Consider the following 12,496-nt stretch of genomic DNA (forward strand, 5'->3'; position numbering starts at 1 on the left):
TTATGATAGTATTTATTCTTAACAACAATATCTATTGGGCAACTTGTTTCTATAGAATAGAGTTTGTTGTAAAAGATTAGTTTGCCTAAGACTTGAGGCTTAATTACTTTAAAAAATTCAATCTCATCTATTTGATTTTTGAACCCCACTTGAAGTATTTCTTCTTTTAGCTTTATAAGTAAAAGCCTTAAAAATTGAATCATCTCGTAAGCTTTTGAAATTGAAGTTGAATCAATTAAGTTTAGTTCAATTTCCTTTGATTCGATTGTCTTTAATACACTTTTGTAAAGAGCATTTTGTGTCATAATTATTGAGTTTTGGTTGGTTAATTATTGACACGTTTGCCTTGAAAGAATCTTCTATTAGTAGCTCTTTTAAAATAAAGCAATACTACTTTTAAAATCAATACGTAAAAACACGGTAAATATGCGGAAAACACGTATTGTTTATTATTTGGAAATTGTAAATATTTACATTATTAATTTTTAAATGTTTAGCTTTATGGAGATTAACAAAAAATCAGGTACAGTAATTAGCCTTGAAAAGGCAATTGAACTAACACATTCTTATCAAGAAAACAGCCCCGAAAAACCTAATAGTTATTTTGTAGGTCTTGATAAGATTAATGAGTTATTACAACAAAAAGGGGGGATTGGATTGCGAATCTATCCAGGTTTAGATCCTCAAAGCAATCAAAACAATATGGTTTTAGTAGCAGTAGACCAAGAAGGAGAAGATTTAACTAATGGAATTATGCTTGATGAGCTTATCACATGTCCTCCTATGTGTCCTAAAAAGCCAACCAAGCTTATAAAAAGTAAGTAGATGATTTATTATGTACTCTTATATGTAACGCTATTAACAGGTCTTTTTCCTATAGTTATGTTTATTGGAAAAGGAAATCATTTAAATAAGCAGAACAATTATGTTTTGCCTCTTATTCTGTTAATTGCTGGTTCTTCTATATATGAGTATGTAGTTAGTGGTGTATTGAAAATAAGTGTTATTCCTTGGTATCAAATACATTCATTATTAGAGTTTTTAGCTTTATACTATCTTTTTATAAAATTAATTGTACAAAGACCTAAATGGTTCTTTTTAACCTTTTTAGGTCTTTTTCTATTGATCTATGTTTATTCTTTTTTCTGTTTGGAAGAAGATTCAGCTTTCTTAGCAAAGAGCATCAACAAGTCTTTTTTGACCTTGTTTATTATGTGGTGTAGTTTTTTATGGGTAAAACAGGTCTTTGATCAAAAGGTGGTTTTAAGTCTGTATAAGCAGAGTAGTTTTTATGTAGTTATGGGGCTATTCTTCTATTATAGTACGACGATTTCACTTTTTATGTTATCAAGTTATATCTATAATAACGACATCTATTTTAATGATTATTGGTTAGTGAATATTATAGCTAGTTTGATACTTAGAATCATCTTATCAATTGGCGTATGGAAAATGAAATAAAATTATTCTTTTGGCTTGGGACTTTTATTATGATTTCCCTTGTCATTATCGTGATTATCCTTGTGATTGTTTATCAGAAGAATCTAAGCAAGTACCACAATGAACAGCTAAAACAGCAACTTAGAAACAGTTTAATTGTAGAGCATAAAGAAAGAGCAAGAATAGCCAAGGAGTTACACGATGGTCTTTGTGGGGATTTAGCAGCTTTAAAAAATTATGTAGGTGTTATAGAACTTAGTCAAGATAAGGATTTAATAAAATCTACGATTTCAGATATACAACAGAGTATTTTATTGTGCTATGATGAGGCGGTCAGAGTGAGTTATAACTTATCACCTCCTTTGATTAAGGATAATCCAATTAGTATCATATTAAGTAATTACTTAACCAGGATATCAAGAGCGACAAGTATAAAAATGTCTTTTAAATCTGATAAACAAACTTTTATACTAAGTGAATTAGTAAGATTAGAACTCTATAGAATAATACAAGAGCTAATCCAAAATATTATCAAGCACAGCAAGGCGACCTATACAGAGTTAGAACTTAAATGGACAGAGGATCAACTTGTATTATCTATAACTGATGATGGAATAAGGTATGATTTTAATGCTGATTTAAAAGGACAGGATGTTGGCTTAGGACTTAGTAATATTAAGACAAGAGTACAGCAAATTAAAGCAGATTTTACTCATCAAAGACAACAAGAGGTTAATATTACCACATTAAAAATAAATAATAAATATGAAAATTAAAGTAGGAATAGTAGATGACCATAAACTTTTTAGAACAAGTTTTGGTTTGCTTTTATCTCAGTTAGACGGAGTAGAAGTAGTGTTTCAGTGCTCTAATGGTATAGAGCTATTTGAGGTATTAAAAACTAAAAAGGTGGATATTCTATTTTTAGATATTCAAATGCCTGTTATGGATGGTTTTGAGATAACTCCCAAACTCAATGACAGATATCCAGACTTAAAAATACTTATTCTTAGTAGTTTTAATGATTCTTATACCATTGAGAGAATGCTTAAATATAAGATAGCAGGATATCTAACCAAGAATGCAGGACAGTCTCAAATAAAAAAAGCTATTTACAATGTATTTGAAGATGGAGTGTATTATGATAGCCAGATTAGAAATATAGTAAAGCATTTACAAGATGCAGATTACAAAAAAGATGCTGGTTTAACCCAGAAGGAAGTAGAGATCATTAAGCTATTTGTTAAGCAGTACAGTGGAAGAGAAATAGCTGAAAAACTTCATTTGAGTGTTAGAACTGTAGAAAAGCACAAAGAGATTATTATGCAAAAAACAGGAGCGAATAACTTCATAGGTGCTGTTGCTTATGCTATTATTAGACACTATATAACAGAGGATGATCTTTTTTAGAAGTCAAACTACTAAAATTACGTAAAATTACGTATTGTTTTGAAAATAAGTGATTTGTAGTTTTGGATATCCCAAAATGCCAGTACTATGAAAGCCAAATTCTCACTTATTGTACAATATTTCTTTGTATTACTTTTTGTTTATGCAGCGATAAGCAAATTAATCACTTTTGAAGCATTTCAAGTTCAACTGACCCAGTCCCCACTATTAAGCGCTTACGCTAGTATAATAGCCTATTTGGTTATTATTGTTGAACTTGTTATCGCTTCATTATTAACGATAAAACAATTCAAGCTGTTAGGTTTATATCTTAGTTACGGATTAATGGTAGTTTTTACTATTTACATCTACCTGATATTAAACTACAGCGACTTTATACCTTGCTCTTGTGGAGGAATACTTGAAAAGATGGGATGGACAGAGCATCTATGGTTTAATATCATCGTATGTATTTTGGGATTATTAGCCATCTACTTTCAAGAAAATGATAAAGAGAATAATAAAACAAACAAAAAGCGTTTTATTATATCTTCTATATTACTAACTATACTAAGCATAGGTATTGTTATTCTACTTTTTCTCTCTTCAGAACACATCATCAAAAAAGAAAATCCCTTTATAAGAAGATATTTACCTCATGGAGTGATAGAGGATCAAACTCTTGACTTACAAGTAAACTCTTTTTACTTTTCAGGTTATTATAATGACACTATATATTTAGGTAATTATACCGCACCACTTCGCTATATTTCTATAGATGAAAAACTGAAAAGAAAAGACTTTCAGATACAGATTGATTCTTTGCATCTACCTTATACTCAGTTAAAATTTAAAACAATCTATCCTAATTTCTATTTAGCTGATGGGACTATTTCCATAGTATTTAAAGGAAGATTAGATAATCAAAGTAAGCAACAACCCACAGAAATACTAAGCTATAAACAGGCTTACTTTTCAGATTTTACCCCAATAGATTCCACTACTATTACCTTTAAAGGACAAAGTAGCAAGAACTACCAAAATGTTCTTGGAGTAATTGATCAAAAAAGTAGTACGAAAGTCAAACTCAACTCTGATTTACTTAAAAGTGATTCCGATGGAGTGTTTGATACAGATGGAATAATCACTTATAGCAAAGAAAAACAACAAGTAATTTACACTTATTATTATAAGAATCAGTTCATTCAAACTGATAACCGCCTTACATTACTTAGCAGACAAAACACTATAGATACAACTAAAACCCAAAGTATTACTTCAGCGAAATTATCAACAGGAGAAAATAAAATGACTACTCCTGTAAAGGCTATTAATTCAAAGGTTATAGTTCATCGCAATCTCTTGTTTATAGTATCAAACTCAATGGGGCAAAACGAGTCTCAAAAGATGTGGAAACAAGCCAGTATTGTAGATGTCTATGACTTTACAAGTAGCAGTTATATAGGGAGCTTTTACATCAACCACCTAGGGGAAGATAAGTTATCTGATTTAATTGTTACAGATCATTATCTCTATGGTCTATTTGACAAGAATCTTGTTCGTTACAAATTGGCCAGATTGCTAACAAGCAAGTTTCAGTAAGGTTTAGCTCAACCTTAAAAATAAGCTATTAATCACTTTTAATTTTTAGTATTATGAAAAAATTTTTAAAATCAGCAGGTTTGCCAATCGGAGTATTCGCGATTGCTATCGGGAGTGCATTTGCAACAAATGCAATGAAAAATGTTGAACTAAATTCTACTGACCGTATAGGTCATTATGAATTAGATTCAGAGAATGAGTTTTCATGTGTTCAAACAAATATTACTTGTTCAACAATAAGTGATGGTCCAATTTGTACATGGTATGACGCTGTGAATAATCAGGAACGAACTCTTTATGAAAAAGATGAGTTAACAATGCAATGTCCAACTGTGTTGTATCAAAAGCAACCTTAATAGAAAAGCTGTCTCTGCAAGGAGACAGCTTGTTTTAATTTAGACCTTGTTTAATCCAATCAATATTTTTTGTGTCTTTAAGAAAATAGGATAACCAATTAAGGGATCTTATTGTTAAGTCTTTTTGGTTGGTTTTATCAGCTAAACTATGCCCATCTTTAGTGTAAAATAGAGCGATAGCTTGTTTATTATAGCGCCTTAATGCACCATATAAGTTCATAGTGTGTCTCCAAGGTACGTTTTCATCAAGATTCCCAGCCCATAATAGGATTGGAGTTTGAATATTTTGTGAGTAGTAAATAGGAGAATTTGCAAAGTATTCCTTTTGTTTTTCCGCATAGGGTCTTTTTAACTTATATTGAGCATCTTCTATTTTGGCATAGCTCATTCTATTTAAGTAGTAATTAAAACCATAGCTATCCACTATTAATTCCGAACGAGAGGATCCACTTATTGCTACTTTAAAGATATCAACTTGTGTAATAATATAGTTAACTAGATATCCACCGAAGGATTGTCCCATTATTCCAAGGTTTTCACTGTCAATTTGTTTTACTTTTTTTTGTACTTCTTGTATTGCTGCCTCAACGCATTCTAGAGCGGTAACTCCTGGACCTTTCTCACTAACATAAGTATCAGGCTCAAATACAAAATAACCTTGTTCTGTAAGTAGTGCATTGTTGTATCCTGTATCATTTTCAAGTTTAGGAATTCTAAATACATTTTGTAAATGATTTTGAGTTTCATATAAATGGGTAATCATAGGATATTTTTTTAATTCGGAAAAGTTCTTAGGGTAGTAGAGTATTCCTTTAAGTTGTTTACCTTGAACTGTCTTGAACTTAATTATCACTTGTTTTCTCCAATTAAATAAAGAGTCAGCAATAGAACTAGTTTTTACTATGCTTAGCTGCTTGTCTTTATAGGAATTTAATCTATAGGACATATTATAGTTTTCGGTTAAAAAACTAATTTGTTCTTTTTGATTAGACAATAGCACCTGAGTAATTTTATCTGAAGTACTTTCTATGATTGGTTTAATGATATTATTTTCATCTATTATGTGTAATGAGCTTCTATTATTACTTACGTTTAAGGTTTGTATTATTATGGACTTATTTAAATCGACTATTGCACTTGGTTTGAAGTTTGTGTCTAGGCTTGAGATAGATTGATGGTTTAGAATATTAATCTCTAAACTATTAATTGTCTCATTGTTAGTTAGTCTATTTAATCTCTGGCTATTAGTATCAAATAACCAGAGGTTTGAACTATTAGTGATTAGTACTTTGTTAGGATTTGTAGTCCAATAAAAATTTTGCTGATTTTCTAAATTGCTAATAGTTGTAGTCTTATTATTTTTTAAGTTGTATAAATGCCACTTGTTATTAGATTTATAAGCGAATTTATTTTTATCATTTGAAATTGTCAAAGCATAATTACTTAGAGAATCTAATAGCTTACTGTTTGAATTTTTAAGAATATTATGTTTGTATACTGATACGGTAGAGCTGTTTTTACTATAATCTTTATATGCTTTAGAATCATAGGTTAGATACTCATTGTTATTAATAAAACTTATAATTTCATTGTCTATTATAGGAGTTGTTTGCTTATTCTCGATGTTATATAAGAGATTATTGACAACAAAACTATCTCCCTTTAGAGTGTTTTTTTTAGCCTCTAAATTGTAATCATTAGTGTACCAAATGTCTACTATAGGACTTTGAGTTTTATGTAAGTAAAGGTATTTTATTAGGATGTTATTATCAGTCACAAATTCATAAGAAGTATTAATTAAGTTTTGATTTTGTTTTGTAGGTTCAATTCTAAAATATACCTTCTTCTTTAAATCAATATGTATTACCTCATTCCTGGTTGTCTTAACAATAAGATGATTCTGCTTATCGTCCCATATTGGATTGGATAAGGAATCTAATTGAAAAGAACCAGTTAAAGATGAGTTTTTTAGATTTTTAAGGTCTAATGAAAAGAATTGATCACCCTGTAAATACATCATCTGTTGCCTTGATGGAGAGATAAAGTATTGTTTTATTGATTTTTGTTCCCATTTTTTATCAATGTTATTTGATGTATCTAGAAGTAATGCAGTTTTCTGATCAGTTAGAATAAAGATTCTATTGTTAGCTATTATTTCAAAAGAATTTACTTGATCTATTACGGTCTGCTTATGATTTTGCAGATTCACTATATAGAGTTGATTTTTCTTTTGATAGGCTATCTTTATATCATCTATAAAATAGATGAAACCTGTGTCTTCAAAACAGATTTCTTTCTTTGTATCTGCGTTGCTTATACATCTTTTTACGAATTCATTATTTGTCTCTTGTGTAATTAACCATTTTCCACTGTTAGAAATACTAATATTTTGTAGTTTGAACCAAAGGGGACTAATACTTATAGAGTCTACTTGAGCCTTTGAGTTAGAAAAACTTAAAAGTAGAATAAGGTAAATTACTTTTTTTAGAATATTAGTATCCATCATTTTGAGGTAATAGATTATTATTTAAAGAGATTTCCTTTTCAGGATATGGCAACAGTCTGTGATTAGTTTTCCAATTAGGTTTAACCTTATTTAAGATATGGAGTTGATTATTTCTTTTTAAATCAAAGAAGCGATGTCCTTGTTCTGTAAAGAACTCTTTTTGACTTTCAATAAGCATTTCCTTTATACACTCTTCTTTAGTTAAAGTGTTTGGTAGAAGTGATATGTTGGCTCTTTTTTTTAAGAGGTTCAAATATTTAATTGCCTCGACTGTATTGTCTTGATATATCAATGACTCAATTAAAACAAAGTAAGCTTGCTCAACACGAAATACAATAGAGTATTCATCTGTATTATTGGAAATATTCTTGTATTTGTAGCTGTGATAAAAGGTCTTATTGTTACCACTTACTTCCCTTACCCAGTGTTTAAGACGTAGATCATTAATAGAAAAACTTTTGATCAGATCCTGGCTTAGAGCGTGGTTTGTAGGTGGTGTAATATTAAAATAGTATGTTCTTGCTTCCCAAGTGCTAAGACCAGAATTACTAGGAATAAGTTGCCAAATTGTACTCTTTGCATTGTTTTTAAAGACTTTTGTAATATCTGTTTCTAATGCAAATAATGGATTTGATGTAACTAAAGAACTTAAGTTCTGTGCTAAATCATATTTATGCTGAAGTAAATAGTTTTGAGCCAATAGAAGCTCTGCAGCAGCTTTATTGGGATAAATTCTATTTTGTTTTTCAAATGTATCACTTAAAATAGTTAAGCTATGCTTTAAATCTAATTCGATTAAGCTAAGCACTTGTAAATATGGCGTCTTTTTAATAATTATATTTGATTGATAATCAGTTGTAGTAGTATAAGGAATATCTCCAAATAGTTGTACAAGATTTTGATAGTAAATAGATCTAAGTAATAAGGCCTTTGCAATTAAGGGATCCTTGTCATTTATATTTAAATGCTTTGATAGAGTAACTCCTTGGATAAAGGAATTAATAGCATATATGTTTTTGTAAGAACTGTTCCAAAGAGAGTTAATAGTTGGATTATTTGCTCTAATTGAATTATTAAAAATATCAAAAGTTCCTAGACTAGAATTTATCTCACTAAAACTTGTTAGTTCATCAGTATACATTGACATAACAGTACCTAAACCAGTGCTTTGTCCTGTAAAAATGGAAGCATCTCGAAAATTTGAGTATAAAGTTGCTAATGCAGCTTTTGTTGTAGAGATATCTTTATAGATATCATCAGTTCCCATTTGATTATTTGGCATATCCACTTGGATAGCATTTTCACACGATGTACTTAATATTGGAAGTACAAATAGATATAGTATAAATAGATGTTTAGTTTTCATATTTTGCTTTTTAAAGAGTTAGTTGTAATCCAAAAGAGAATGTTCTTAGAACAGGAAGATTTCCTGGGTATATATTTTCAGGGTCCATTCCAAAATAATTAGTAAAGGTTAATAAGTTTTGACCTTGGGCATACAGACGTAACCTTGCCTTTGACAATGGGATATCATACCAAATATTAAGATTTTTTAGACGTAAATAGGAAGCATCACTTATAGCATGATCACTTTCTTGAATAAGTAAAAAATTGCTTAGAACATCACCTTTCATACCTGTTGAGAAGTAGGGAAACTCAGCATTAGGATTGTTTGTAGAGAAACTATTTAAAACTTCTATAGGTTGGTTTCTTGCCACACCTGGTAGGATCATTCGTTGAAAATAATTATAGCCTCTTTGCTTAACAAATTGAAATAAAAAATCCATTCCAAAATTTTTATAACTAATGCTATTTGATATTCCACCATGATATTTTACATTAACTTCTTGTATGCTTTGTTTATCCTCTAAAGGAGTGATTTTGCCATCTTGGTTAAAATCTTTAAATTTAAATTGACCTGTTGTAGGATCAATACCTTCATAGTGGTATAGTTTTAATACACTTATTGATTTACCTATAACATATCTATTTGCGTATGTGGAGTTTTCAAGATTTGGAAAAGAGACAAGTTTATTTTTGGGAAAAGAAATATTAAAACTTGTTGTCCACTTCCAAGAAGTAGATTTAATATTATTGGTGTTTAATGTAAACTCCCATCCTGAATTTTCTACTGTAGCGGCTGAGTTATTTATTATCTGATCAAACCCAGTTGTATACGGTAGAGGAGTACCTAGTAATTGGTTAGATGATCTGTTGTTATAGTATGCTATACTTGAGTTTATTGTTGAATTAAATAAACTCAGTTCCATTGCTATTTCTGCTTTGGTTGTCTTTTCCCAACTGAAATTAGGGTTGTATAGCCTTGATGGAATAAAGCCAACGATATCATCATACTTTGCCGAACCAGTAGAGTAAGTATCTAAGTATTGGTAATCTCCAATTTGATCACTACCTGTTATACCATAACTTGTTCTTATTTTTCCAAGGTCTAACCAAGAGATATCTTTTAAGACAGGTTCTTCTGAGAATAACCAAGCCGCACCAATAGCTCCGAAATTACCAAACTTGTAATTGTCTCCAAATCTAGAAGAGCCATCTCTTCTTCCTGTAAGATTGATAATATATTTATTGTCATAAGTATAATTGAGTCTTGTAAATGAACCTGAGTATTTATACTGCGTGTCAGTTAGCTGACGAATAGATTGAGAACTAGCGCTTGCTATATTGGTTATTTGTGAGTTAGAAGGAAATCCATAACCGTATAGATGTATAGCAGTTCGATTACTTGTTTGATAGGTTGTACCAATTAAAAAATTAAGACGATGTTTTCCATACTCTTTTGTCCACGATATTTGAGGTTCTAAAATATACGATTTAGAATTAGTATATGAAATTTGAGCTGTTGAATGAGCACTTGTTCTACCTAAGTTAGGATTATTTACTGTATGAGGGGTTAAATGACTTTCGTTGAAGTTATTTGTCGCTAACCCACTATTCAGTATTAAACTAATGTTATTGTGTAATTGATAGCTAATATTAGTATTGAAAACAAAAGCTGTATTTTCATAATTGTAACTTGCTTGTAATGCCGCTAAGGGATTATTAAATGTTCCATTTTCCCAATTCAAAGTACCGTCTTCTTTGTATAATTTTGGAGCATTAGGAACAAGACTTAATGCTGTTGAAGTAAGATCAGTTTGTATGAGTTCATTCTTTTGCCTCGAGTAGGTTGTTGCTGTTGCTATTTTTAGCTTATCTGTTGTATGATTAAAAGTAAAGCTTATATTATCTCTTTTAAAACCTTTATCTACTGGAAAAACAGTTGTTTGTTTATTGTGAGAAGCATTTAAGTTAAAGGATGTATTTTCACTCCCTCCACTTAAACCTAGTTCAGTATTGGTTGTAGTAGCTGTACCTCCAATTAACTCTTTTTGCCAATCTGTATATCTGTTTCTATCCCATGTTCCATTTATATCATAAGCGTTAGTAGGGTAAGTAGTAATGTTATCATTAATAAAGGCTTGTTCTCTCATTTGTAAGTATTGCTGAGTGTTTAATAACTTGGCAAAGTTTACTACTTTACTATTGGCAAGATAGTTTGAGAAGGTTAGTCTTACTTTTCCTTTTGTTCCTTTTTTGGTTGTTATTAAAACTACACCATTAGCTCCTTTTGAGCCATATATAGCTGTAGCATCGGCATCTTTTAAGATCTCGATACTTTCTATATCATTAGGATTAATTGAATTAAGAGGATTATTGTGACCTTGTAACAAAATAGTAGCAGATAATCCTGTACTTGAACTGCGGTCACTAGGCATATGTATACCATCAATTACATATAAAGGTACATTTGCCATGAATTGATTAGTGTTGCTTTGTAGACTGTTTTTACCACGTATTTGTATATCAATAGAGCTACCTGGGACACCTGATAATTGAGTAATACTAACACCTGCCATTCTTCCTTGTAAAGCTTGCAGAGGATTAGTCACTGGCTGAAACTCGATATCTTTAGCTGCTACTCGTGCTATACTACCTGTACGCTCTCGATCTTTAACAGTATAATATCCTGCATTAACTACAATCTCGTCAAGAGTATTATTATCCTCACTAAGTGTAATATTAAGAACATTACCACCCACAAAAACAATAGACTGATCTTTATACCCCATCATTGAAAAGGTTATCTTATCACCAGAAGTAATATTGATGGTGTATTTTCCTTCTAAATCAGTTGTAATTACTTTAGTCCCAACTGTCACTATAACACCCCCAAGAGCACCAAAGGAATCCTTTACAGTTCCTGTTAGTTTTATAGTTGGTTTTTGTTTTGTATCTTGTAGCAAGTCAGATACACTAAAAGACAAATGTTTATCATTTGATACGGCATAAATTGGACAGCTTAACAAGCCAACTAAAAAGAGTAGTGACAGAGCTATCCTATAACCAGTTATGGTTTTAAATTGAGTTTTCATAATGTTTATAATTGATTTGATATAAGACGCTTTTAAATCATTAAGATTTTTATTGCCGTAGTACTTAAATAAGCTATATATCAAAAGGTTAGTTAATTGGTAATTTATATTCTACATATTTTTTTAAAAAACTATCTCCAAGCTCTAAAGCACGTCTCCCAAAATGCAAACTAGAGCAAGGAGATAGTCATGGACTTTTAGCATGACTTAAAATCCCTTTAAGCCATACTTTTTGTTGTGTTTAAAATGCCTACTAAGGACTAAGCCTATAATTAACCACTAGGCTAAAGCCCTATAGCAAGCGGTTTTTCTCCATAATTAATAGTTTTAAAGGGTGATTAATAAATAGCACAGTAGGAGAGACTTATTTCATAGCTTTTTTCCTTACTAACTAATCTATATTGCCTTTTAGTCGAATGGATGAACGAGCTATATTTATGTGTGATAAAGGCAATAGTTATCCTGTACGCATCTAAAAACTGTTTTTAGACCTAGCGTAAAATGTGTTATAACTCTAACTAAATAGGTAATAGGGTAGCCATCCAACATTAAACAAGTAATGTCAAATTAATCTACAACGATAAGATTTAGTTAAACTAAAATGTAATCATAGGCTAAATGTGAGTTTAGTTACTAATTGGTTGTTTGTGATAAATAATTAATAATTGAAAAAATCTCGAATAGAACATTCGATAAGTCCATTAAGGATAGATAAGGTATTGTAAGCATTCATTATTAAAGCAACGAACACTAAACAAATCCACCTT

The 12,496-nt window shown here is 30.4% G+C and carries 10 protein-coding genes; 6 read left to right on the plus strand and 4 right to left on the minus strand.

The features are described from left to right. A partial coding sequence (locus tag MODO_RS18265) for an RteC domain-containing protein (RefSeq protein ID WP_173644472.1) occupies window positions 1–305 on the minus strand: 305 nt, incomplete at its 3' end. A 196-nt stretch (window positions 306–501) separates the two neighbouring features. Here MODO_RS18265 and MODO_RS18270 point away from each other — a divergent pair. The 6 genes from MODO_RS18270 (at window position 502) to MODO_RS18295 (ending at window position 4,787) form a co-directional block, all read left to right on the plus strand. Beyond that, window positions 502–825 (plus strand): hypothetical protein, encoded by a 324-nt coding sequence (locus tag MODO_RS18270; RefSeq protein WP_058699366.1) that lies wholly within the window; start codon window positions 502–504, stop codon window positions 823–825. Then, window positions 826–1,461 (plus strand): hypothetical protein, encoded by a 636-nt coding sequence (locus MODO_RS18275; protein WP_059051388.1) that lies wholly within the window; start codon window positions 826–828, stop codon window positions 1,459–1,461. It begins immediately after the preceding gene. Further along, the gene (locus tag MODO_RS18280; protein ID WP_059051385.1) at window positions 1,446–2,216 is read left to right on the plus strand and encodes a sensor histidine kinase; all 771 of its coding nucleotides are present in this window, start codon (window positions 1,446–1,448) and stop codon (window positions 2,214–2,216) included. The genes MODO_RS18275 and MODO_RS18280 overlap by 16 nt, the downstream gene beginning before the upstream one ends. Further along, the gene (locus MODO_RS18285) at window positions 2,206–2,850 is read left to right on the plus strand and encodes a response regulator transcription factor (RefSeq protein ID WP_059051383.1); all 645 of its coding nucleotides are present in this window, start codon (window positions 2,206–2,208) and stop codon (window positions 2,848–2,850) included. Before MODO_RS18280 ends, MODO_RS18285 begins: the two co-directional genes overlap by 11 nt. Before the next feature lie 87 nt (window positions 2,851–2,937). Further along, the gene (locus MODO_RS18290) at window positions 2,938–4,431 is read left to right on the plus strand and encodes a MauE/DoxX family redox-associated membrane protein (protein WP_059051687.1); all 1,494 of its coding nucleotides are present in this window, start codon (window positions 2,938–2,940) and stop codon (window positions 4,429–4,431) included. 80 nt (window positions 4,432–4,511) lie between these two features. After that, entirely contained in the window at window positions 4,512–4,787 is a 276-nt protein-coding gene (locus MODO_RS18295; protein WP_162264458.1) for a DUF6520 family protein, read from the plus strand. A 34-nt stretch (window positions 4,788–4,821) separates the two neighbouring features. On the opposite strand, the gene MODO_RS18300 is transcribed toward MODO_RS18295, so the two are convergent. Genes MODO_RS18300 through MODO_RS18310 form a run of 3 tightly spaced genes read right to left on the minus strand, consistent with a single transcriptional unit; the run spans window position 4,822 to window position 11,729 of the window. Beyond that, window positions 4,822–7,290 carry an alpha/beta hydrolase family protein gene (locus MODO_RS18300; RefSeq protein WP_162264457.1) on the minus strand — a complete coding sequence of 823 codons (2,469 nt, stop codon included), beginning with the start codon at window positions 7,288–7,290 and terminating at the stop codon, window positions 4,822–4,824. Continuing rightward, window positions 7,280–8,659: a RagB/SusD family nutrient uptake outer membrane protein gene (locus MODO_RS18305; RefSeq protein WP_059051476.1), complete on the minus strand. Its 1,380-nt coding sequence runs from the start codon at window positions 8,657–8,659 to the stop codon at window positions 7,280–7,282. The genes MODO_RS18300 and MODO_RS18305 overlap by 11 nt, the downstream gene beginning before the upstream one ends. Window positions 8,660–8,669: 10 nt before the next feature. Then, complete coding sequence (locus MODO_RS18310) at window positions 8,670–11,729, minus strand: SusC/RagA family TonB-linked outer membrane protein (RefSeq protein ID WP_059051474.1); 3,060 nt, start codon at window positions 11,727–11,729, stop codon at window positions 8,670–8,672. Window positions 11,730–12,496: the final 767 nt, after the last annotated feature.

The organism is Myroides odoratimimus, from assembly GCF_001485415.1.
GTDB lineage: Bacteria > Bacteroidota > Bacteroidia > Flavobacteriales > Flavobacteriaceae > Flavobacterium > Flavobacterium odoratimimum.